General features: G+C 63.7%; 23 protein-coding genes. 18 read left to right on the top strand and 5 right to left on the bottom strand.

Annotated elements, in window-relative coordinates:
• Positions 1–6: 6 nt before the first annotated feature.
• Positions 7–372 carry a cupin domain-containing protein gene (locus tag WFM45_RS19415; RefSeq protein ID WP_004933207.1) on the top strand — a complete coding sequence of 122 codons (366 nt, stop codon included), beginning with the start codon at positions 7–9 and terminating at the stop codon, positions 370–372.
• Between the two features lie 46 nt (positions 373–418).
• Here WFM45_RS19415 and WFM45_RS19420 read toward each other — a convergent pair whose 3' ends face one another.
• The 4 genes from WFM45_RS19420 to WFM45_RS19435 form a co-directional block, all read right to left on the bottom strand.
• Positions 419–1,225, bottom strand: coding sequence for an alpha/beta hydrolase (locus WFM45_RS19420; protein ID WP_033631711.1), 807 nt, complete (start codon positions 1,223–1,225; stop codon positions 419–421).
• 94 nt (positions 1,226–1,319) lie between these two features.
• Complete coding sequence (locus WFM45_RS19425) at positions 1,320–2,432, bottom strand: class II histone deacetylase (protein WP_336956938.1); 1,113 nt, start codon at positions 2,430–2,432, stop codon at positions 1,320–1,322.
• A complete protein-coding gene (locus WFM45_RS19430; RefSeq protein WP_336956940.1) occupies positions 2,429–3,616 on the bottom strand; it encodes an MFS transporter in 1,188 nt (395 codons plus the stop codon). The genes WFM45_RS19425 and WFM45_RS19430 overlap by 4 nt, the downstream gene beginning before the upstream one ends.
• 139 nt (positions 3,617–3,755) lie before the next feature.
• On the bottom strand, positions 3,756–4,403 hold the full coding sequence (locus WFM45_RS19435) for a helix-turn-helix transcriptional regulator (RefSeq protein WP_004933198.1): 648 nt from the start codon (positions 4,401–4,403) through the stop codon (positions 3,756–3,758).
• Positions 4,404–4,885: 482 nt separating this feature from the next.
• On the opposite strand from WFM45_RS19435, the gene WFM45_RS19440 reads away from it, so the two are divergent.
• From WFM45_RS19440 to WFM45_RS19470, 7 genes are all read left to right on the top strand, one after another.
• Complete coding sequence (locus tag WFM45_RS19440; RefSeq protein ID WP_274851535.1) at positions 4,886–6,598, top strand: arylsulfatase; 1,713 nt, start codon at positions 4,886–4,888, stop codon at positions 6,596–6,598.
• Positions 6,595–7,779, top strand: a complete 1,185-nt coding sequence (locus tag WFM45_RS19445; protein WP_336956945.1) for an anaerobic sulfatase maturase — start codon at positions 6,595–6,597, stop codon at positions 7,777–7,779. Before WFM45_RS19440 ends, WFM45_RS19445 begins: the two co-directional genes overlap by 4 nt.
• 129 nt (positions 7,780–7,908) lie before the next feature.
• A complete protein-coding gene (locus tag WFM45_RS19450) occupies positions 7,909–9,402 on the top strand; it encodes an APC family permease (RefSeq protein WP_082997226.1) in 1,494 nt (497 codons plus the stop codon).
• Entirely contained in the window at positions 9,377–9,967 is a 591-nt protein-coding gene (locus WFM45_RS19455) for a DUF3156 family protein (RefSeq protein ID WP_021505405.1), read from the top strand. Before WFM45_RS19450 ends, WFM45_RS19455 begins: the two co-directional genes overlap by 26 nt.
• Positions 9,960–10,742, top strand: a complete 783-nt coding sequence (locus WFM45_RS19460) for an SDR family NAD(P)-dependent oxidoreductase (RefSeq protein WP_033631717.1) — start codon at positions 9,960–9,962, stop codon at positions 10,740–10,742. The genes WFM45_RS19455 and WFM45_RS19460 overlap by 8 nt, the downstream gene beginning before the upstream one ends.
• An 11-nt stretch (positions 10,743–10,753) precedes the next feature.
• Positions 10,754–11,551, top strand: coding sequence for a molybdenum cofactor biosynthesis F family protein (locus WFM45_RS19465; protein WP_085337473.1), 798 nt, complete (start codon positions 10,754–10,756; stop codon positions 11,549–11,551).
• A 4-nt stretch (positions 11,552–11,555) separates the two neighbouring features.
• Entirely contained in the window at positions 11,556–12,347 is a 792-nt protein-coding gene (locus tag WFM45_RS19470; protein ID WP_242141308.1) for an SDR family oxidoreductase, read from the top strand.
• Between the two features lie 93 nt (positions 12,348–12,440).
• Here the strand turns inward: WFM45_RS19470 and hpaR are convergent, their stop codons facing one another.
• Positions 12,441–12,893 carry a homoprotocatechuate degradation operon regulator HpaR gene (hpaR, locus tag WFM45_RS19475; RefSeq protein WP_046898065.1) on the bottom strand — a complete coding sequence of 151 codons (453 nt, stop codon included), beginning with the start codon at positions 12,891–12,893 and terminating at the stop codon, positions 12,441–12,443.
• A 326-nt stretch (positions 12,894–13,219) separates the two neighbouring features.
• Here hpaR and WFM45_RS19480 point away from each other — a divergent pair, with 326 nt between their 5' ends.
• The 10 genes from WFM45_RS19480 (at position 13,220) to hpaB (ending at position 23,347) form a co-directional block, all read left to right on the top strand.
• Positions 13,220–13,852: a fumarylacetoacetate hydrolase family protein gene (locus tag WFM45_RS19480; RefSeq protein WP_336956950.1), complete on the top strand. Its 633-nt coding sequence runs from the start codon at positions 13,220–13,222 to the stop codon at positions 13,850–13,852.
• Positions 13,849–14,613, top strand: coding sequence for a fumarylacetoacetate hydrolase family protein (locus WFM45_RS19485; RefSeq protein ID WP_004933177.1), 765 nt, complete (start codon positions 13,849–13,851; stop codon positions 14,611–14,613). The genes WFM45_RS19480 and WFM45_RS19485 overlap by 4 nt, the downstream gene beginning before the upstream one ends.
• The gene (gene hpaE, locus WFM45_RS19490; protein WP_033631722.1) at positions 14,610–16,064 is read left to right on the top strand and encodes a 5-carboxymethyl-2-hydroxymuconate semialdehyde dehydrogenase; all 1,455 of its coding nucleotides are present in this window, start codon (positions 14,610–14,612) and stop codon (positions 16,062–16,064) included. Before WFM45_RS19485 ends, hpaE begins: the two co-directional genes overlap by 4 nt.
• A 37-nt stretch (positions 16,065–16,101) precedes the next feature.
• Positions 16,102–17,175, top strand: coding sequence for a 3,4-dihydroxyphenylacetate 2,3-dioxygenase (hpaD, locus tag WFM45_RS19495; RefSeq protein WP_099032679.1), 1,074 nt, complete (start codon positions 16,102–16,104; stop codon positions 17,173–17,175).
• A gap of 50 nt (positions 17,176–17,225) precedes the next feature.
• On the top strand, positions 17,226–17,612 hold the full coding sequence (locus WFM45_RS19500) for a 5-carboxymethyl-2-hydroxymuconate Delta-isomerase (protein ID WP_004933172.1): 387 nt from the start codon (positions 17,226–17,228) through the stop codon (positions 17,610–17,612).
• Between the two features lie 14 nt (positions 17,613–17,626).
• Positions 17,627–18,430, top strand: a complete 804-nt coding sequence (gene hpaH, locus WFM45_RS19505) for a 2-oxo-hept-4-ene-1,7-dioate hydratase (RefSeq protein ID WP_004933170.1) — start codon at positions 17,627–17,629, stop codon at positions 18,428–18,430.
• A gap of 76 nt (positions 18,431–18,506) precedes the next feature.
• Positions 18,507–19,301, top strand: a complete 795-nt coding sequence (gene hpaI, locus WFM45_RS19510; protein WP_033631724.1) for a 4-hydroxy-2-oxoheptanedioate aldolase — start codon at positions 18,507–18,509, stop codon at positions 19,299–19,301.
• Positions 19,302–19,304: 3 nt separating this feature from the next.
• On the top strand, positions 19,305–20,675 hold the full coding sequence (gene hpaX, locus WFM45_RS19515; RefSeq protein ID WP_033631725.1) for a 4-hydroxyphenylacetate permease: 1,371 nt from the start codon (positions 19,305–19,307) through the stop codon (positions 20,673–20,675).
• 34 nt (positions 20,676–20,709) lie between these two features.
• Positions 20,710–21,606: a 4-hydroxyphenylacetate catabolism regulatory protein HpaA gene (hpaA, locus tag WFM45_RS19520; protein ID WP_004933161.1), complete on the top strand. Its 897-nt coding sequence runs from the start codon at positions 20,710–20,712 to the stop codon at positions 21,604–21,606.
• Between the two features lie 178 nt (positions 21,607–21,784).
• Entirely contained in the window at positions 21,785–23,347 is a 1,563-nt protein-coding gene (gene hpaB / locus WFM45_RS19525) for a 4-hydroxyphenylacetate 3-monooxygenase, oxygenase component (RefSeq protein ID WP_004933158.1), read from the top strand.
• Positions 23,348–23,361 lie beyond the last annotated feature (14 nt).

Raw genomic sequence — 23,361 nt, forward strand, 5'->3', positions numbered from 1 at the left:
AATGACATGAAACCGTTACTGCTTAAACAACCGCTGCCGGAACTGCTGGAGATCGGCAGCGTCAGCAACCTGGGCGCCACGGTGATCGCCGGCACGCCAAACGTCGGCGTGGCCAGCATCTTCGGCGAACCGACCGACAACCTGAACTGCGGCGTGTTCAGCTGCACCCGCGGCAGCTTCGTGATGGAGTACCCGTTCGCCGAGCACGCCACGGTGTGGGAAGGCAGCGCCACCCTGACCAACGAACGCACCGGCGAGTCGGTGCACTATCAGGCCGGCGATTCCTGGTTCGTCGAGAAAGGCACTCCGGTGCGTTGGGACATCACCTCGGATCGCTTCGTCAAACACTACCTCGCCATCGTCGAGGGCTGACGCCGTCATGCCCCCCTCAGCAGGCTGAATGCCGAGGGGGAGCGCCTTAGCCTAATGCCCGCGCAATAAAGTCGGTTACCCGCTTGAGGATCTGATCCTTATTGGTTTCGTTAAAGCTCTCGTGCCGCCCGCCCGTGTTGATCATCCGTTCGAAATCGTCGCCCTGCAGACGATCGAGCGCGGTTTGCGTTTCGCTCATCAGTACCAGCCGATCGTCGTCGCCGTGGATCCACAGCGTAGGCAGCGCGCCGAACCCCGGCCCGGCGTTGATGGCGGCGAGGATCCGTTGCATGGCGCGCAGAGTGGGGCGTTTGAACGGCCCGTGCCACACCAGCGGATCTTCCTGATACGCCGCGCCAACCGCCGGATCGCGCGCCAGGGTGGCGGTATCCAGCGGCGCGTCGGGGATCGTCGGCAACTCGGCCAGATCGGAAATCGCCGTTCTGTCGCCGAGCAGCGGGCCGGACAGCACCAATGCGCGCACCTCCTCACCATAACGCTGCACGTAGCGGGTGGCGATCATGCCGCCCATCGAATGGCCGATCACCACCAGCGGCAGCGTCGGATACTGTTGGCGAAGATGCTCGACCACGCGCTGAACGTCGTCGACCACGGCGTCATAATCCTCGATCAGCACGCGCTCGCCCTGCGACAGGCCGTGGCCCAGATGATCGGGGCCGAATACCCGCGCCCCCTGTGCCTGCAGCGTGCGCGCCACGTATTGATAGCGGCCGAGATGCTCGCCGTAGCCGTGCACCAGCAGCGCCAGATAGCGCGGCTTGTCGTTTCCCCAGTCGTGCACGGCGATGTCGCCGTGGCGGCCTTTGATAAAGCTGACGGTTTGTTCGGACATGTTATTGTTCTCATGATGGTAGGGTTGCCCTTCAGCGTAGCGGCTGGCGGCGAGCTTGTCAGGGGCGCCGGATGCGGCGCCCGCAGAGAGGGGATTACAGGCCGAACTGGCGCGCCAGTTCGTCGAGCGCTTCGCGCTGGAAGCGATTGAAGGCGTCGCGCGGCTGCTGTTGCTGGATGAACTCTAGCAGCGGATCCTGCACTTCCGTGCGCACGCCGCTCAGTTGCTCCATCACCGCCAGCCCGCAGAACGGCACGTAGGATTCGGCGTAGCCGCCTTCATGCACCATCACCAGCTTGCCGCCGCACAGCCGGTCGGCGGCGTCTTGCACCAGCGCGGTCATGGCGCGGAAGCTGTCGCTGTGCAGCTGCATGCGCGCCAGCGGATCGAGCGCGTTGGCATCGTAGCCGCAGGCGACGATGATCAGCTCCGGCTCGAATTTTTCCAGCGCCGGGATAATGATGCGCCGCATCGCGTGCAGGTAGCCGTCGTCGCCGGCGCCGGCCAGCATCGGCACGTTGACATTGCAGCCTGCCCCGGCGCCTTCACCGCGATCCTGTTCGCCGGAATAGCCCGCCGGGAAGCAGCCGTCCTGATGCAGCGACAGCGTCAGCACGTCGCCGCGCTGCCAATAGATATGCTGGGTGCCGTTGCCGTGGTGCACGTCCCAGTCGAGCACCGCCACCTTGCCCAGGCCGTAGCGAGCCTTGGAGCGCTCGATGGCGATGGGAATATTGGCCAGGAAGCAGAAGCCCATCGATTGATCCGGCAGGCAGTGGTGGCCCGGCGGGCGTGACAGCGCATAGGCGTTATCCAGCTCGCCCTGCAGCACCGCCTCCACCGCCGCGCAGGCCAGCCCGGCGGAGAGTTTGGCGATTTCATAGCTGCCCGGCCCCAGCGGCGCTTCCTCCCCCAGCAGGCCGCCGCCGCTGTCGCTCACCTGTTTGAAGCGCTGCAGGTAGTGGGCGGGATGGATGCGCAGCAGGTCTTCTTCCGTCGCCGGTTCGGCGCTCAGCAGGGTGAGTTGGCGCGACAGGCCGGACACGTCCATCAGGTTCTTCATGCGCCGCTTGGTTTCCGGCGATTCGGCGTGGCCGGCGCCGGAAGGCGGTTGCACCCAGCCGCCGACCGGCAGGGTGGTGGCGTGCAGGCCGGTGCTGTGCCAGAAACAGCGTTCATCAAACAAGAAACCGGTTGTTCTTTTCACCTTTCTCCTCCTGTTATACGGCGCGGTGCGCGCGGTGAAGCCAGCGAAATCAACAGCAGCGACAACAGCGCGCAGCCCAGCGCGCCGAACAGCAAGGCGTTGAAACCGCCGGAATATTCGATTAAAGAGCCGGCCAGCGTCGGGCCGATGGCCATGCCGCCGCCGATCACCAGGTTGATGCCGTTCATCAGCTTGCCGTCGTTATCCAGCCCGGCGACCCGCGCCAGAATGAATGGCAGCACGAAGGTCCAGGTGAATTTGAACAGCAGGGCCGCCAGGGCGAAGCGCAGCAGCAGGGGTTGGCCTGTCAGCAGCGCCACGCTGGCCAGCAGCAGGGCGTACCCCAGCACGATCAGGCGCCCGCCGCTGAAGCGCGCGCCGATCAGCGCCGCGGCGCCGGCGCCGACGATGCCGAGCAAGGTGGCGACGGCCAGCACCTGGCCGCTGTGGGCCGGCGACAGCCCGGCGCCGGCGGCGATGCCGCCGATAAAGGTCCAGACCGCGCTCAGGCTGATGTAAAAGGTCAGCACCGCCAGCACGGCGCACAGCTTGCGCGCCAGCGAGGCGGCGGGGCCGCTGCGGGCGGCGCGGGCGGCGGTGAAACCGCTGGGAAACGCCGGGATGAGCGGCAGGCAGCACAGCATGATGGCCGCCAAAGTCAGGTAGACCGCCATCAGACCGAAGTGCGCGAACAGCGGCGGCAGCACCAGCAGCCCGACCGCGCCCAGCACCAGCTGGCCGAGCACCCAGAAGGCATACACCCGGCTGGGATTGGCGGTGCCGGCGGCGCAGGTGATGCACAGGATCATCAGGGTGCCGCCCGCCAGCGAGGCGATAAAGCGCAGCGGCAGCAGCAGGGTGAAATCCTGCGCCAGCGCCGAAGCCAGGTTGCCGGCGATAAACACCAGCGCCGACAGCGTAGCGACCCGCCGCCAGTTGATGCGCCCGATCCACCACCACGCCGGCAGCGTGGCCAGGCTCATGGCGCCGAGTTCGGTGGAGAACAGGTGGCCGATCTGCGCCGGGCCGAGCTGCCACTGAGTCGCGAGCTGGGCGGCCACGGCGGGGGCGGTCATCAGAATGCCCGGCGCGATGGCGGCGAAGACGATAATGGCGGTCAGCAGCCGCGGCGGGCAGGGGAGCGCCGCGCCGACGGCGGGCGCGGAAACCGAATCACTGGACATAAACCTTTTCCCCAAGCGTTGAGTGACGATGAAATATCCCGCCCGGCCCGATTGCGGGCAGGGGGAAGCCGCGCCATAAATGGCGAATACGTTCTGGCGTTATTTTCCGGCCGTCGGCAGCGGCGGCCGTTATCGGGCGTTAACCGTGAGCGAGAAAACCGCCGGCGACCAGTTCGGTGCGGTTCACCACGTCGGTTTTGGCGAAAATATTGCGCATATGGGTTTTCACCGTAGACAGCGAAATGCCCAGCTTCAGGGCGATGCGCTTATTGCTGGCGCCTTCGCGCACCATGTTGACGATCTCTTGTTCTTTGGCGGTCAGCAGCTGCGCCTCGCTGTCGGGCAGCAGATCGCGCGTCGCCAGCTCGATCAGCGGCAGCACCGCGCGCAGGCGGCCGCGCTCCACTTCGGTAAACGGCGTATCGCGGATCAGCGACACCCCGGCAACGATGCGCTTACGCTGGCGAATAAAAATCTCCGTCATGTCGCGCATGTCGTTCGGCAGCATAAAGTCGTGGTAATAGCGGCGGTTGCCGGCGATCGCCGCCGGGCTCATGCCGACCATGGTGATGTCTTGCCGGTGGAAATTGGCCGGCTGCAGCGGGTCAATTTGCTGGAAGTGGTTCAGGTACTGCTGATGCGTTTTATCGGGCATGCCGTGCAGGATGTAGTGATCCGGCCGCAGGTCGCGATCGACCAGATAAAACACCCCGGCAGACACCGGGATCAGGTGCGTAATGGTCGCCAAACAGCTGTTGATAAAGGCATCGGATGCGGTGCTGTGCATGATTCGTGTTCCTCCCTTTATCGTTCAATCTGGAGAAGGTTGGCGGTCAATATATGAACGATACAAGCATAGTTGTAGCAATTTGGCAACACAATAAAAACATATTAACAACGTGAGGCCGATTGCAATAAAACACATAAATAACAAGATGACACTGCGTTAGTCAGGGCTTTTTCGTTCGGATTTATCGCGATTTTCATTAATAGGTTAATGAAATAATTCACCGCTTTTCCCGCTGAATTTACAGCGCTTTTCAATGCTTGCTCGGGTGAAGCTTTCGCCGCCCCGCGCGTGCTACAGCCGCCGCTGTCGTCGCCGTCCCTCGTTCTTAAGAACGATAGCCAGGCTTTTCCGCCGCTTTCTACACTGCGAATTGAAGATAGCGCCAGGCGGCGCCAAACGTATAAGACGAAAAAATGATGACCTTTCTCGGGCTGAGGCGTCGGGTTGTTCAGTCCGCATGACCATACAGGGGACGGACGATGCAGAAAAAAACGTTGGCGGTGGCGTTGAGCGGCGCCTTATCGGGCCTGGCTCAGGGGGCGGACGCCGATCGCCCCAATGTGCTGATCATTCTGGTGGACGACATGGGCTACTCCGACATCAGCCCGTTCGGCGGCGAGATACCGACGCCCAACCTGCAGGCGCTGGCCGAACGGGGCGTGCGCATGAGCCAGTACTACACCTCGCCGATGTCGGCGCCGGCGCGTTCGATGTTGATGACCGGCAACACCAATCAGCAGGCCGGCATGGGCGGCATGTGGTGGTATGAGAGCACCGCCGCGCAGCCGGGGTATGAAATGCGCCTGACCGACCGCGTGATCACGCTGCCGGAGCGTTTTCGCGACGCGGGTTACGCCACCATGATGGCGGGCAAATGGCACCTGGGCTATGTTGATGGCGCCAAACCGACCGATCGCGGCTTTGAGCGCGCCTTCGCCTTTATGGGCGGCGGCACCAGCCATTTCGACGACGCGAAACCGCTGGGCACCGTGGAGGCGTTCCATACCTTCTACACCCTGAATGGCAAGCGCGTGTCGTTGCCCAAAGATTTCTATTCCAGCAAGGCCTATGCCGATCAGCTGGAACAGTGGATCCGTGATACTCCGCAGAATAAACCCGTCTTCGCCTATCTGGCGTTTACCGCGCCGCACGATCCGCTGCAGGCGCCGGATGACTGGATCGCCAAATTCGACGGCAAATACGACGCCGGTTACCAGCAGGCCTATCAGCGGCGCATTCAGCGCCTGAAGGCGCTGGGATTGATTTCCGATCGCACGCCGATGCCGACGCTGGCGCTGGATAAGGCTTGGAACGCGCTGACGCCGGAACAGCAAAAATATGAAGCCAAGACCATGCAGGTGTACGCGGCGATGATCGCTTACATGGACGATCAGGTCGGCGCGGTGTTGAACACCCTGAAGCAGACCGGCCGCGACCAAAATACGGTGATCGTGTTCGCCACCGACAACGGCGCCAACCCGGCCAGCGGCTTCTACTACGGCTCGAAGCCGGAGTATTGGCGGCAGTTCGACAACAGCTACGCCAACCTCGGCCGCAAGGGATCGTTCATCTCCTACGGGCCGCACTGGGCCAACGTCAGCAACGCGCCATACGCCAACTACCACAAAACCACCAGCGCGCAGGGCGGTATCAACACCGATTTCATCATCTCCGCGCCGGGGTTGAAGGGCCGCGGCGGCATCGATCGCACGCCGATGGCGGTGTATGACATCGCGCCGACGCTGTATGACTATGCCGGCATCGACGCCAGCAAACCGCTGAAGGCCAAACCGACGCTGCCGATGGTCGGCGTCAGCTTCAAGCGCTATTTCAGCGGCGAGGCCGACGGTGTGCCGCGCGCGACCTACGGCGTGGAGCTGCATAACCAGGCCGCCTATGTAGACGGCATCTGGAAGCTGCGGCGGTTGGTGAAGGCCGGGCCGACGGCGCAGATGGCGCCGTGGGGGCTGTTCAACCTGCATGACGATCCGCTGGAAACGCGCGATCTGGCCGCCGCCGACCCGGAACGGGTCAAACGGCTGAGCGAGGCGTATCGCCGCTTTGCGCAGCAGAGCATGGTTATTGAAGCCAAAGGTGCAGCGATCGACTATCTCGGCGTCGACGCCAGCACCGGCGACTACATCGGCCTGGATCCGCAGACCCACAAACCGTTGCCGCAGGCGGCGCCATGAACCTGGCCCAGCTGCGCGCGCAGCAGATCCCGGTAGAGAGCGAACCGCGCGCGGCGGCGCCTTTTCATTTGCTGGTGAAGCCGATCGGCGCCGGTTGCAACCTGGGCTGCCGCTATTGCTACTATCCGCAGCGCCAGCAAGAGCGGACGCGCAAGATGGACGACGACCTGCTGGCGGAGTTTATCCGCGGCTACATCGCCGCCCAGCCGCGCTACAGCCGCGAGATCAACTTCGTCTGGCAGGGCGGTGAGCCGCTGCTGGCGGGGATCGGTTTTTACAAGCGGGCGCTGGCGTTGCAGCGCCGCTACGCGCCGCCGGGCGTGCGGATCAGCAACAGCCTGCAGACCAACGGCACCCTGCTGAACGATGCCTGGTGCCGGCTGTTCCGGCAGCATCAATTTATCATCGGCGTCAGCCTGGACGGCGATCGCGAGGTGCAGGACGCCCATCGGCCGGACAAGCGCGGCGGCGCCAGCTATGACGCCGCGCTGCGCGGCATCGCGCTGCTGCAGCGCCATCAGATCGACTTCAACCTGCTGATGGTGGTGCACGACGGCGTCGCGGATCGCGCCGAGGCGATCTACGATCATGCGGTGGCGATCGGGGCGCGCTATCTGCAGTTTCAGCCGCTGATGCTGGAAGGGGATGCGCCCGCCGCCGGCTATGGGCTGAGCGCCGCCAACTGGGGGCGTTTCATGCTGGCGGTGTACCGCCGCTGGCGCAGCCGCGGGCACGTCGGTCAGGTGTTTGTGATGAACATCGAACAGGTCTACGCGCAGTATTTCACCCACGTCAGCCCCAGCTGCGTGCACGCCGAACGCTGCGGCGGCAATCTGGTGATGGAGCCGGACGGGCGGCTTTACGCCTGCGATCATCTGATCAATGCGCAGCACCTGCTCGGCCATGCCGATCGGCAGACGCCGCTCGCCACCCTGGCGGCAAGGGCGGCGGAGATGCCGTTCGGCAGGAACAAAAGCCTGCGTCGCGAGTGCCAACGCTGCAGCGTGAAAAGCGTCTGCCAGGGCGGCTGCCCGGCGCATGTGGGCGAAGATCGCTACAACCGGTTGTGCGCCGGCTATTACGCCTTCTTTTCCGCGCTGCTGGCGCCGCTGCTCGCCTATCCGCGCAGTCCGCAGGGGGCGATGCAGTGGCGCGCCGCCGTGAGCGCCGCCGCAGGTTGAAAGCGTCTCGTCCTTAAGGACGATAGTCAGCATTTTCCTTTCCTCTCTATAGTGAGATGACCGCCGCTGGCGGTGAAAAACCTGCAAGCACCTGCATGCATCAGGCCAAAACTATAAGAGGAAATAACCATGAACCTGTCGTCGCGGTTGCACGCCCACCTGGCTCGAGGCAAGGTCGGCTTTCCCACCACCTTGGCCAGTTCGGTCGGGGTGATCATGGCCAGCCCGGTGATCCTGACGGTCACCAGCGGCTTCGGCATCGGCGGCGACACCTTTGCGCTGGCGATGCTGATCGCTTTCGTCATGATGCAGGCGCAGCTCACCACCTTCTCCGAAGCGGCGGCGCTGCTGCCGACCTCCGGTTCGGTTTACGACTACATCTCCTGCGGCATGGGGCGCTTTTTCGCCATCACCGGCGCGCTGTCGGCCTACCTGATCGTGCACATCTTCGCCGGCACCGCCGAGACCATTCTCTCCGGCATCATGGCGCTGGTGAACTTCGAGCATCTCAACACCCTGATGGAAAGCCATAACGCCTCCTGGATGGTTGGCGTCGGGCTGGTCGTCGTGTTCGGCCTGCTCAACGCGTTCGGCATCGAGGCCTTCGGCAAGGCGGAGATCGTGCTGACCTTCGCCATGTGGAGCACGCTGGTGATTTTCGGCATCGTCGGGCTGCTGTCGCCGCATGCGGTGCCGCTCGAGGGCTGGTTCGGCAGCACGCTCGATCTGAACGATCCCTTCGCGGTATTCAGCCTGATCGGCATGGCGATGTTCATGTTCGTCGGCTGTGAGCTGGTGACGCCGATGGCGCCGGAGATCAAACGCTGCGATCGGGTGATCCCGCGGGCGATGGCGCTCGGGCTGTGCGGCGTGGCGGTGTGCATGGCGCTGTACGGCGCGGCGCTCAGCCACCAGGTGGAAAACGTGGTGATCGACGCCGCCAGCGGCACGCGTCTGCTGGAAACGCCGATGGCCATCCCGGCGTTCGCCGGCCAGGTGATGGGCCAGTTCGGCAAATACTGGCTGGGCGTCGGCCTGCTGCTGGCGGGCGCGGCGACCATCAATACGCTGATGGCGGCGGTGCCGCGCATTCTGTACGGCATGGCGCTGGATGGCGCGCTGCCGCGCATGTTCGCCTATCTGCATCCGCGCTTTAAGACGCCGGTGGTCGGCATTCTGGTGGCGGTCTTGATCCCCTGCGTACATGCCTTCGCCATTCAGGGCAACCTCGATAGGATCATTCCGCTGGTGCTGGCGGCGGTGTGCGCCTGGGGCGTGGCCTACCTGCTGGTGACCTGCTCGGTGGTGATCCTGCGCCTGCGCCGCCCCGATCTGCCGCGCGCCTATAAATCGCCGTGGTTCCCGCTGCCGCAGATCGTCTCCAGCGTCGGCATCGTGCTGGCCATCGTCTACATCACGCCGCCGGGGATGAACCCGCGCGACGTCTACATTCCCTTCGGCTGGATGATCGGCCTGACCGCCGCCTATGCGCTGTTCTGGACGCTGTGCGTGCAGAAAGTGAATCCGTTCAAGCCGGTGCCGGTCGAGCAGGTGCTGGAGAACGCGTTCGCCAAGGGCGAAAACGAGGAGGCGCAGTTTGATCGGCTTACTTCCCTCACTTAATCGCGCCTGGCGGCGAGCGCCGTCGGGCTATCGGCCGGGCGCCGCGCTGGATCGTCTGGCGCGCAACCTGGAACCCTACGCGTGCGAACGCCTGGCGCCGGGCCTGCTGCGGCTGACGCTGCCGCAGGGGCCGCAGATCGAGGTCAGCGAACAGGTGCAGGGGCTGTTTATGGCGCATATCGTCAGCCACCGCTTTCGGTTACAGGGCGCGTGCGCAGCGCAGCCCCCGCTGACGCTGGACGTGGTGACCGGCGGCTGGCTGCGGCGGCGCGGCGTGCGCTATCTGCTGCGCCAGCGCCATGCGGCCGCGCAGCGGGTGCTGGCTGGCCTGCTGCGCTACCCGCAGATCGGCGAGACGCTGGCGCAGCTGGATTTTCGCCGCGTGCGGCTGACGGTGAACGACGGGCGCTGGCAGGTGGATATCGAGCATTTCGCCGCGTCGGAGGTGGTCAGCCGTTTGCCGGCCGGCCGCCGCTATCTGCGGCTGGACGCCGAACAGCGGCGGCTGCTGTTGAGCAGCCTGCTGATGATCGGCCAACTGATGGAGAAGCTGAATCATGAATAGAGTGGTTGTGATTACCGGCGGCGGCACCGGCGTCGGCGCCGCCTGCGCCCGTCTGCTGGCGGCGCAGGGCGATCGGGTGTTCATCATTGGCCGCCGCCCGGAACCGCTGGCGGCGCTGGCGCATGAGATCGGCGCGCAGGCGCTGGTGGGCGACGCCGCCAGCGGCGAGAGCTGGGCCCACACGTTGTTGCCGGCCATTCTGCGCGACGCCGGGCGCATCGACTGCCTGATCGGCAGCGCCGGTGGCATGGGCTTCAAGCGCATTACCGAGATGACCGACGAGCAGTGGCAAGGGGCGATGGACAGCAACCTCAACAGCGCTTTCGCCAGCGCGCGCGCCTGCCTGCCGGAGCTGATCAAGAGCGGCGGCAATCTGCTGTTCGTCGCCTCGATCGCCTCGCTGGCCGCCGGGCCGGAGGTCTGCGGTTATGTCACTGCCAAGCACGCGCTGATCGGGCTGATGCGCTCCATCGCCCGCGACTATGGCCCGCTGGGCGTGCGCGCCAACGCGGTGTGCCCCGGCTGGGTGACCACGCCGATGGCGGACGAAGAGATGCAGCTGCTGATGGACGCCCATCAGATCTCGCTGGAGCAGGCCTACCAGATGGTCTGCCGTGACGTGCCGCTGCGGCGGCCGGCCAGCGCCGAGGAAATCGCCCGTATCTGTCGTTTCCTCTGTTCCAGCGAGGCTTCAATCATTACCGGCGCTGCGCTGGTGGCCGACGGCGGCTCTACCATCGTCGATGTGCCGACATTGGCTTTCACTTCCCTGTAAGGAGCATTTCCATGAGTTCAGAAGCGGTATTCATTCAGGTTGGCGCGCTGGCGGAAGGCTTTGCGCCGCACAGCAATACGCTGGAACGCCAGCACGGTCTGGCGGGCACCACGCTGACGCTGCGTTTCAGCGACGGCGCGACGCAACGTTGCCGGTTCAGCGACGCGCAGACGCTGGAGTGGGGGGAGCGGCGCGGTATCGCCTATCGCGCCACCAGCATTCGCCCCGGCGTGCTGTTCATCGATTTTCTCGATCCCGCCCGCGCCAACGCCAGCATTACGCTGGTATGCGACCGCAATCAGGGCAACTTTACCGCGGTATACGGCCAGCTGCCGGACGAAGCGCAGGCGCGGCTCGACGCCTTTAGCCGGGTGGAGCAGGGGCTGCCGCTGACCGCGGTCGAGGCCGAATTCCGCTTCGGCACGCTGGATGACGCCGACGCGGCGCCGCCGGGCTTTACCGATGAGCTGATCGGCATGCGCAACATGTACACCTACAGCCCGACCGAGCGCTACGAGCACATCTACCTGAACGACAACTTCTACGCCTGGCAGTGTCTGGACGGGGTGGAGAAGGGGTTGGCGGACGTCGATCGCTGCCACTACGTGAAGGTGGCGGAGCAGCTTTATCTGTTCGTCTGGCGCGAGAAGATCATTCCGACGCTGGGCGTGGTGATGATCGATCTGCAGGGCATGCGCACCGACGGCAAGATCCTCGGTTATCAGGGCAGCGATTTCAGCGCGCTGAGCAACTTTGCGGTGGGCGCCCACGCGCAGGTGCTGAACACCACGCGCCACCCGCGAGGATAGGCCGATGAGCGCAACCTATGCGGCCGACGCCTTCGCCGGGCAGGCGGTGCTGGTGACCGGCGGCGCGCAGGGCATCGGGCTGGCGATCGTCAGCGCCTTCGCCCGGCTGGGCGCCGAGGTGACGATCGCGGACGTGCAGCTGCCGCAGGCGCAGGCGGCGGCGCAAATGCTGCGGGACGAAGGGCTGAGCGTGCAGGCGCTGGCTTGCGATCTGGCCGAGCCGGGGCCGGTCGCCGAGTTGGTGGCGATGGTGGGTGAGCGGCATCAACGGCTGGACGTGGTGATCCACAACGCAGCTTACTTTCCGCTGACGCCGTTCGCCGCCATCGACGCGGCCCTGCTGCAACGCACGCTGAGCGTCAATCTGATGGCGCCGTTCTTTCTGGCGCAGGCGGCGCTGCCGTGGATGCGCCGCGCCGGCGGCGGCAGCCTGCTGGTGACCTCGTCGGTGACCGGCCCGCGGGTGGCCTACCCGGGGCTGGCGCACTACGCCGCTTCCAAGGCCGGGGTGAACGGGTTTATTCGTGCGGCGGCGCTGGAGCTGGCGGCGGAGAACATTCGCGTCAACGGCGTGGAGCCGGGGATGATCCGCACGCCGGCGATGGCCAACCTGGGCGACGCGCAGGTGAATCAGGCGATCGCCGCCGCGGTGCCGCTCGGGCGGCTGGGGGAACCGGAAGACATCGCCGCGGCGATGGTGTTTCTCGCCTCGCCGGCGGCGGCCTATATCACCGGCCAGACGCTGGTGGTGGACGGCGGCGCGCTGTTGCCGGAAACGAATGCTCCGCTTGTTTGATGCAGCCGCGCACCCCAGTCGCTTACTTGAGTAAGCGACTGGGGATTTACGCCTTGGCAACACCAATTAATGTGAGAATTCCGGTGGGTTAAATCACTGCTTGGCGGGATGCGCGGTGACGTTGGCGGGCAGGCTGTCGCCCAGGGTGATCAGCTCGTCCAGCAACGTCATCAGCTGGTCCATTTTTTGCCGCGAAAAGGCGGCTTCAATCTCGGCGTAGCCTTGCTCCACCTGATGGCGCGCCACTTCATATAGCTCCTGACCCTGCTGGGTCAGCGACACGTACAGCTTGCGCTGATCGTTGACCGGTTTAAGGCGGAAGATCAGCTTATCGCGCTCCATGCGCGACAGAATGCCGGTCAGGCTGGGACGCAGGATGCAGGTTTCCGCCGCCAGTTCGTGGAATTCGATCGAACGGCTGTTGGCCAGCACGCGGATGATGCGCCACTGCTGCTCGGTGAGATTGTGGCTTTTCAGGATCGGGCGGAAGAACCCCATGGCGGTTTCACGCGCCTGCAGTAGGGCGATGGTTAACGATTCATGCATAAGTTTGGCCTTAGCTATCAAGGTGTTCGCTGTTACGGCGCTCGTCATGGGGGCGCCTGCCCCGCAAAGCCCGATTTGTTAATAACTTAATAGTAGCCAAAGTTACCCGCAGGGATAAAGCAAAAATGCGTGGCGCAGCGAAAAATGGCGAGAAAAATGATTAATGCGTTGAATAATCACGCCAATGTTTGTTGTTTGTGAATATTTTGTTATCACGATCACAAATCATTCCAAGCGCGTTGCGTAAAAGCTGCGCAGCGTATAAAAGTAATCATTAACATATTAATGAATGCCGGTTGTCATGTTTTGCCATTGGAGGAGTTCGCATGAAAGGCACCGTATTTTCCGTTGCGCTGAACCACCGCAGCCAACTGGACGCCTGGGATCAGGCGTTTCACCAGCCGCCGTACCAGACCCCGCCCAAAACCCCGGTGTGGTTTATCAAACCGCGCAACACCCACCTCGCCAACGGCGGGGCGATCCCGTTTCCGGCCGGTGAAACCGTGCAGAGCGGCGGCACGCTGGCGGTGATCATCGGCGACACCGTTCGCAAGGTGCCGGCGGCGCAGGTGAGCCGTTATCTGGCCGGTTACGCGTTGGCCAACGACGTCAGCCTGCCGGAGAGCAGCTTCTATCGCCCGGCGATCAAGGCCAAATGCCGCGACGGCTTCTGCCCGCTGGGAGAGATGGGCCAACTGGAGAATGCCGATCGGCTGGAGATCGTCACCGAGATCAACGGCGTGGAGCAGGATCGCTGGTCCACCGCCGATCTGGTGCGCTCGGTGCCGGAGCTGATCGCCGCCATCAGCGATTTCATCACCCTGCAGCCGGGCGATGCGGTGCTGATCGGCACCCCGCACCAGCGGGTGGCGATCAAACCGGGGGATGAGGTGACGGTGCGCGCCGCCGGCCTGCCCACTCTGAGCAACCGCGTCACCCAGGCAGGAGCCGCATCATGAAACATGCCCGTATTCGCCATCATGGCCAGATCGTCAACGTTCAGGTGGACGACCAGCTGCGCGTCACGTTGCCGAACGGCGAGGTGCTGCAGGAGCGCGAAGTGGAATGGCTGCCGCCGGCGCAGGGCACGGTGTTCGCCCTGGGGCTGAACTATGCCGACCACGCCAGCGAGCTGGAATTCAAGGCGCCGGAAGAGCCGCTGGTGTTCCTCAAGGCGCCGAACACTCTGACCGGCCATCGTCAGGTATCGGTGCGTCCGGCCGACGTGGAGTACATGCATTACGAAGCCGAGCTGGTGGCGGTGATCGGCAAGACCGCACGCAACGTCAGCCGTGAGCGCGCCATGGAGTATGTGGCGGGTTACACCCTGTGCAACGACTACGCCATCCGCGACTACCTGGAAAACTACTACCGGCCGAATCTGCGGGTGAAGAGCCGCGATACCCTGACGCCGATCGGGCCGTACATCGTCGATCGCGACGACGTCGCCGATCCGCACCGGCTGGCGCTCAGCACCTACGTCAACGGCGAGCTGCGCCAGCGCGGCAGCACCGCCGACATGATTTTCGACATTCCGTTCCTGATCGCCTACCTGAGCGAATTCATGACGCTGCAGCCGGGCGACATGATCGCCACCGGCACGCCGAAAGGGCTGGCCGACGTGCGGCCGGGCGACGAAGTGGTGGTGGAGATCGAAGGCATCGGCCGTTTGGTTAACCACATTATCAGTGAAAAAGATTACGAGGAGAGCCTGCGATGAAAACCATCAACCACTGGATCAACGGCAAGAACGTCGCCAGCAAAGAGTATTTCACCACCACCAACCCGGCGAACGGCGAGGTGCTGGCGGAGGTGGCCTCTGGCGGCCAGCTGGAGATCGACCAGGCGGTGGCGGCCGCGAAAGAGGCTTTCCCCAAATGGGCGAATACGCCGATGAAAGAGCGCGCGCGCCTGATGCGCCGTTTGGGTGAACTGATCGACCAGAACGTGCCGCAGATCGCCGAAATGGAAACCGCCGACACCGGTCTGCCGATCCATCAGACCAAAAACGTGCTGATCCCGCGCGCCTCGCACAACTTCGAATTCTTCGCCGAGGTGTGCCAGCAGATGAACGGCAAGACCTACCCGGTGGACGACAAGATGCTCAACTACACGCTGGTGCAGCCGGTGGGGGTCTGCGCGCTGGTGTCGCCGTGGAACGTGCCGTTCATGACCGCCACCTGGAAAACTGCGCCTTGCCTGGCGCTGGGCAACACGGCGGTGCTGAAGATGTCCGAACTGTCGCCGCTGAGCGCCGATCGCCTGGGCGAGCTGGCGCTGGAGGCCGGCATTCCGGCCGGGGTGCTGAACGTGGTGCAGGGCTACGGCGCCACCGCCGGCGACGCATTGGTGCGCCATAAAGACGTGCGCGCGGTCTCTTTCACCGGCGGCACCGCCACCGGCCGGCGCATCATCGAAAGCGCCGGGCTGAAGAAATTCTCCATGGAGCTCGGCGGCAAGTCGCCGGTGCTGATCTTTGAAGACGCCGACATCGAGCGGGCGCTCGACGCCGCGCTGTTCACCATCTTCTCGATCAACGGCGAACGCTGCACCGCCGGTTCGCGCATCTTCATTCAGGAGAGCATCTACCCGGAATTCGTCAAACGTTTCGCCGAGCGCGCCAACCGTCTGCGCGTCGGCGATCCGCAAGATCCCAACACCCAGGTAGGGGCGCTGATCAGCCCGCAGCACTGGGAAAAAGTCTCCGGCTATATCCGCCTCGGGGTGGAGGAAGGGGCGACCCTGTTGGCCGGCGGCCCGGATAAACCGGCCGGCTTGAGCCACGGCAACTTCCTGCGCCCGACGGTGCTGGCGGATGTCGACAACCGGATGCGCGTGGCGCAGGAGGAGATCTTCGGGCCGGTGGCCTGCCTGCTGCCGTTCAAATCAGAAGAAGACGGCCTGCGCATGGCCAACGACGTGGAGTACGGCCTGGCGTCGTACATCTGGACGCAGGATGTGAGCAAGGTTCTGCGCCTGGCCCGCGGCATCGAAGCGGGCATGGTTTTCGTCAACACCCAAAACGTGCGCGATCTGCGCCAACCGTTCGGCGGCGTGAAAGCCTCCGGCACCGGCCGCGAAGGCGGGGAATACAGCTTCGAAGTGTTCGCCGAAATGAAGAACGTGTGCATTTCCATGGGCGACCACCCGATCCCGAAATGGGGCGTCTGAGCCTCAGGCCACAATAATAACGAAAGAGATGAGAACAATGACGACAAAACTGACCACTAATGCTGTCCCTGCTCCCGACGTCGTGCGCTGTGCCTACATGGAGATTCAGGTCACGAACCTTAAAGCCGCACGCGAATTTTACGTCGATATCCTCGGCCTGGTCGTGACCGCCGAAGATGACAAAACCCTCTACCTGCGTTCGATGGAGGAGTTCATTCACCATAACCTGGTGCTGCGCGAAGGCCCGGTCGCCGCCGTGGCGGCGTTTGCTTTCCGCGTGCGCACGCCGGAAGACGTCGATCGCGCCGAAGCGTATTTCAAGGCGCTTGGCTGCCGCACCGAGCGGCGGGTGAACGGGTTCGCCAAAGGCATCGGCGATGCGGTGCGGGTAGAAGATCCGCTCGGTTTCCCGTATGAGTTTTTCTACGATGTGCAGCACGTCGAGCGTCTGGCCTGGCGTTACGATCTGTATACGCCGGGCGCGTTGGTGCGCCTCGACCACTTTAACCAAATCACCCCTGATGTGCCGCGCGCCGTGGAATATATCCAGGGGCTGGGTTTCCGCGTGACGGAAGACATCCGCGATGAAGACGGCGTGGTTTACGCCGCCTGGATGCGCCGCAAGGCGACGGTGCACGATACCGCGATGACCGGCGGCGCCGGGCCGCGCATGCACCACATCGCCTTCGCCACCCATGAAAAACACAATATTTTGGCCATCTGCGACAAGCTCGGCGCGCTGCGCAAATCCGATGTGATCGAACGCGGCCCTGGCCGTCACGGCGTCTCCAACGCGTTCTATCTCTACCTGCGCGATCCCGATGGCCACCGCGTGGAAATCTACACGCAGGATTACTACACCGGCGATCCGGACAACCCGACCGTGACCTGGGACGTGCATGACAACCAGCGCCGCGATTGGTGGGGCAATCCGGTGGTGCCGAGCTGGTACACCGAAGGATCGCTGGTGTTGGATCTCGATGGGCAGCCGCAGCCGGTGATCGAACGCAGCGCGCCCAGCGAAATGGCCGTCACCATCGGCGCAGACGGTTTTTCCTATACCCGCGAGGGCGATACGGAAAAAGGTTTCAAACTTGGCAATACGCTGTAAATGCCGCTGCGCGGGCTTCGCCCGCGCCTATGCGCCGTGTGGAGAACGCTATGCCCCATTTTTACGCTGAATGTACCGACAACATCCGCCGCGAGGCGGATTTGCCCACCCTGTTCGCCAAGGTCAACGAGGCGCTGGCGGCGACCGGCATCTTCCCGCTGGCCGGCGTGCGCAGCCGCGCCATCTGGCTTGATACCTGGCAAATGGCCGACGGCAAGCAGGATTACGCCTTCGTGCACATGACGCTGAAGATCGGCCACGGCCGCAGTCTGGAAAGCCGTCAGCAGGTGGGCGAGATGCTGTTTGCGCTGATCAAGGAACACTTCGCCGCGCTGATGGCGCAGCGTTACCTGGCGCTCTCTTTCACCATGGAAGAGCTGGATCCGGTGCTGAATTACAAACAGAACAATGTCCACGCGCTGTTCAACAAGGCGTGAATAAGGGGTCGTAAATGCTGGATAAAGAGCAGGTTAACCGCGCCGTGCAGCGTCTGCATCAGGCGGAAAAGAGCCGTGAGCAGATCCGCGCGCTGTCGCTCGATCATCCCGAGATCACCATTGAAGACGCCTATGCCATTCAGCGGCAGTGGGTAGAACTGAAGATCGCCGAGGGGCGCACGCTCAAAGGCCACAAGATCGGCCTGACCTCGCGCGCCATGCAGGTGAGCTCGCAGATCACCGAACCGGACTACGGCGCGCTGCTGGACGACATGTTCTTCAACGACGGCAGCGACATTCCGATCGATCGCTTTATCGTGCCGCGGGTGGAAGTGGAGCTGGCGTTCGTGCTGGCCAAGCCGCTGCGCGGGCCGAACTGTACGCTGTTCGACGTCTACAACGCCACCGACTACGTCATTCCGGCGCTGGAGATCATCGATGCGCGCAGCCACAACGTCGATCCCGAGACGCAGCGGCCGCGCAAGGTGTTCGACACCATCTCCGACAACGCCGCCAACGCCGGGGTGGTGATGGGTGGGCGGCCGATCAAGCCGGATGCGCTGGATCTGCGCTGGATCTCCGCGCTGCTGTACCGCAACGGCGTGATTGAAGAGTCCGGCGTGGCGGCGGCGGTGCTCAACCACCCGGCCAACGGCGTGGCCTGGCTGGCCAACAAGCTGGCGCCGTATGAGGTGGAGCTGGAAGCGGGGCAGGTGATCCTCGGCGGTTCCTTCACCCGGCCGGTGCCGGCGCGGCGCGGCGATACTTTCCACGTCGATTACGGCCCGATGGGCTGCATCAGCTGCCGCTTCGTCTAATAAGCAGGCTCGGCGAACCGGGCCGCAATAACCGGGCGGGGGCCACGCGCCGCGCCCGCTTGTCAGGGAGAATGCGATGTTAACCAACCACTTCAAGCGGGCGCTGCAGGAAAAACGCCCGCAGATCGGGCTGTGGCTCGGGCTGTGCAGCAGCTACAGCGCCGAACTGTTGGCCGGCGCCGGTTTCGACTGGCTGCTGATCGACGGCGAACATGCGCCCAACAACGTGCAGACGGTGCTGGGGCAGCTGCAGGCGGTCGCCCCTTACCCCAGCCAGCCGGTGGTGCGGCCGCCGTGGAACGACGCGGTGATCATCAAGCAACTGCTGGACGTCGGCGCGCAAACCTTATTGATCCCGATGATTCAGAACGCCGAACAGGCGCGCGACGCGGTGCGCGCCACGCGCTATCCGCCGCACGGCGTGCGCGGCGTCGGCAGCGCCCTGGCGCGCGCTTCGCGCTGGAACCGGGTGCCCGATTACCTGCAGCAGGCCGATGAGCAGATGTGCGTGCTGGTGCAGATTGAAACCCGCGAGGCGGTGAAAAACCTCGACGCCATTCTGCAGGTGGAAGGGGTGGACGGCGTGTTCATCGGCCCGGCGGATCTCAGCGCCGACATGGGCTTCGCCGGCAATCCGCAGCACCCGGAGGTGCAGCGCACCATCGATGACGCCATCGCGCGCATCCGAGCCGCCGGCAAGGCGCCGGGCATTTTGATGGCCAACAAGGCGCTGGCGCAGCGCTATCTGGAAGCCGGCGCGCTGTTCGTCGCGGTAGGGGTGGATACCACCCTGCTGGCGCGGGCGGCGGAAGCCCTGGCGGACGAGTTCAAACAGGGCGGGGCGCAAGCGCCTTCATCGGGAGTCTACTGAACCATGAACCACGTCGATTCGCTGCCGCCGGCCAACCCGGCGCAGCAACATAAAGCGTTAACCGCCGCCGAGCAATCGGTGATTAAAAAGTTGTTTCGGCGCCTGATCATTTTCCTGTTCGTGTTGTTTGTTTTCTCTTTCCTCGACCGCATCAACATCGGCTTCGCCGGGCTGACGATGGGCAAAGATCTCGGCCTCAGCTCGACCATGTTCGGGCTGGCGGCGACGTTGTTCTATGTCACCTACGTGATCTTCGGCATTCCCAGCAACATGATGCTGAGCCGGGTCGGCGCGCGGCGCTGGATCGCCACCATCATGGTGCTGTGGGGCATCGCCTCCACCTGCACCATGTTTGCCACCGGACCCACCAGCCTGTACGTGCTGCGCATGATCGTCGGCATCACCGAGGCCGGCTTTCTGCCGGGCATTCTGGTGTACCTCACCTACTGGTTCCCGGCGTTCTACCGCGCCCGCGCCAACGCCTTGTTCATGATTGCCATGCCGGTGACCATGGCGATCGGTTCGCTGGTCTCCGGCTATATTCTGGCGCTGGACGGGGTGATGAACCTGAAGGGCTGGCAGTGGCTGTTCCTGCTGGAAGGCATTCCGTCGGTGCTGCTGGGCGTGGTGGTGTGGTTCTATCTCGACGATACGCCGGCCAAGGCCAAGTGGCTGACCGACGAGGAAAAAGCCAGCCTGAAGGCGATGATGGAGGCCGACAAGCTGCAGCTGGTGCAACCCAACGGGCCGAGCAGCCACCGCGCGCTGCAGCAGCGTAGCCTGTGGCGCGAGATTTTCACGCCGATCGTGCTGATGTACACGCTGGCCTATTTCTGCCTGACCAACACCCTGAGCGCGATCAATATCTGGACGCCGCAGATCCTGCAGAGCTTCAACCAGGGCAGCAGCAACGTGACGATCGGCATCCTGGCGGCGATCCCGCAGATCTGCACCATCGCCGGCATGGTGTGGTGGAGCAAACGATCCGACAGGCTGCAGGAGCGCAAGCATCACACCGCGCTGCCGTACCTGTTCGCCGCCGCCGGCTGGCTGCTGGCGTCCGCCACCGATCACAGCCTGATCCAGCTGCTGGGGATCGTGATGGCGTCGGTCGGTTCCTTTACCGCCATGGCGATCTTCTGGACCACGCCGGATCAGTCGATCAGTCTGGAAGCGCGAGCGGTGGGGATCGCGGTGATCAACGCCACCGGCAACATCGGATCGGCGCTCAGCCCGCTGCTGATCGGCTGGTTCAAGGATCTGACCGGCAGCTTCAACTCCGGGCTGTATTTCGTCTCGGCGCTGTTGATCGTCGGCGCCGTGCTGGTGTGGCGCATCCCGATGAAGGATTCGCGCCCGAGAGCGACGCCTTGATACGCAGACAGGCAGGATTGCAGGAGGTAATGAGGTGCGGAAAAGTACCGGTTTTATCGCCAACATCGATATTTGCAAAGAGTATGACGCGCGCTACGCCGCCGACGAGGTGCATTACGAAACCTTCGCCGGGCTGGCGGCGTTCTTCGGCCGCGACATGCAGGTGCACTGGCACGACTGCTTCTTCCAGGTGCATTTTCTGGAGACCGGCAAGATAGAGCTGCAGCTCGACGATCAGCACTATTCGGTGCAGGCGCCGCTGTTCATCCTCACGCCGCCGTCGGTGCCGCATGCGTTCTTCACTGAACCGGACAGCGACGGCCACGTGCTGACGGTGCGTCAGGAGTTGATTTGGCCGCTGCTGGAGCGCCTGTACCCCGGCAGCAACCTGGCGCTGGACATGCCGGGCATCTGCCTGTCGCTGGCCGACGCGCCGCAGGAGCTGACGGCGCTCAGCCACTATTGGGCGCTGATCCGCCGCGAGTTCGCGCAGAACCTGGCCGGGCGCGAACAGACGCTGGCGCTGCTGGCGCAGGCGGTGTTCACGCTGCTGCTGCGCAACACCGCGCTGGAAGACAGCGCCAACAGCGGCGTGCGTGGCGAACTGCAGCTGTTCCAGCGCTTCAACAAGATGGTGGACGAGCGTTTTCGCGAGCACCTGCCGGTGCCGGAGTATGCGCAGGCGTTGGGGGTGACCGAATCGCGGCTCAACGACCTGTGTCGGCGCTTCGCCAATCGGCCGCCCAAGCGGCTGATCTTCGATCGGCTGCTGCGCGAGGCCAAACGCATGCTGCTGTTCAGCGCCTGCACGGTGCATGAAACCGCCTACAGCCTCGGCTTCAAGGATCCGGCCTATTTCGCCCGGTTTTTCAATCGGCTGGAAGGCTGTTCCCCTTCGACCTACCGCGCGGCGCAACACGCCCTTTCGTAACCGCGATCACAGTTTGCCGCGAAAGCGGCAAACTGACCTGAAAAGTACCGGCGATTGCCGCAAAAGTCTCTTCTCGAAACCGGCTTTGGCAGCTTCAATTAAGCAACCAAAAGAAAACATTATTTTAACAAATGGCCGACTCCACGGCCTGAAAAATGCCGATGACGAGGAAGACCCGATGAAACCAGAAGACTTTCGTGCCGACAGCAAACGCCCGTTCACCGGCGCCGAGTACCTGAAAAGTTTGCAGGACAGCCGCGAAATTTACATTTACGGCGAGCGCGTGAAAGACGTCACCACCCACCCGGCGTTCCGCAACGCGGCGGCGTCTGTCGGCCAGCTGTATGACGCGCTGCACGATCCGGCCAGCCAGGATCGCCTGTGCTGGAATACCGACACCGGCAACGGCGGCTACACCCACAAATTCTTCCGCTATGCCCGCAGCCCGGAAGAGATGCGTCAGCAGCGCGACGCCATCGCCGACTGGTCGCGCCAAAGCTATGGCTGGATGGGGCGTACGCCGGACTACAAGGCGGCCTTCGGCTGCGCGCTGGGCGCTTATCCGGAGTTCTACGGCCAGTTCGCCGACAACGCGCGCCACTGGTACAAACGCATTCAGGAAACCGGGCTCTATTTCAACCACGCCATCGTCAATCCGCCGATCGACCGCCATAAGCCGGTCAACGAGGTGAAGGACGTCTACATTCAGGTGGAGAAAGAGACCGACGCCGGCATCATCGTCAGCGGCGCCAAAGTGGTGGCCACCAACTCGGCGTTGACCCACTACAACTTCATCGGCTTCGGTTCGGCGCAGGTGATGGGCGATAACCCGGACTTCGCGCTGATGTTCGTGGCGCCGATGGACGCCGAAGGGGTGAAGCTGATTTCGCGCGCCTCCTACGAGCTGGTGGCCGGCGCGACCGGTTCGCCGTTCGACTACCCGCTGACCAGCCGCTTCGACGAGAACGACGCGATCCTGATCATGGATCATGTGCTGATCCCGTGGGAAAACGTGCTGATCTACCGCGATTTCGACCGCTGTCGCCGCTGGAGCACCCAGGGCGGTTTCGCCCGGCTGTTCCCGCTGCAGGCCTGCGTGCGCCTGGCGGTGAAGATGGATTTCATCACCGCGCTGCTGCAAAAGAGCCTCTCGTGCACCGGCGTGCTGGAGTTCCGCGGCGTGCAGGCCGATCTGGGCGAAGTGGTGGCCTGGCGCAACCTGTTCTGGTCGCTGAGCGACGCAATGTGCGCCGAAGCCACTCAATGGGAAAACGGCGCCTACCTGCCGGATTCCGCCGCGCTGCAGACCTACCGCGTGATGGCGCCGATGGCCTACACCAAGGTGAAACACATCATCGAGAAGAACGTCACCAGCGGCCTGATCTACCTGCCGTCCAGCGTGCGCGACATGAACAACCCGGAGATCGACAAGTACCTGGCGCGCTACGTGCGCGGATCGGACGGCATGGATCACGTCGAACGCATCAAGATCCTCAAGCTGATGTGGGATGCGATCGGCAGCGAATTCGGCGGCCGTCACGAGCTGTATGAGATCAACTACGCCGGCAGCCAGGATGAGATCCGCCTGCAGTGCCTGCGCCACGCGCAGGGATCCGGCAACATGGATCGCATGATGCAGATGGTCGACAAGTGCCTGGCCGATTACGATCAGCACGGCTGGAAGGTGCCGCACCTGCGGAACAATGACGATATTAATCAGTTGGATAATCTGCTGAAGTAATTCAGGAGGAGGTT

The organism is Serratia sp. KG1D, from assembly GCF_037150675.1.
Taxonomy (GTDB): Bacteria; Pseudomonadota; Gammaproteobacteria; order Enterobacterales; family Enterobacteriaceae; genus Serratia; species Serratia nematodiphila.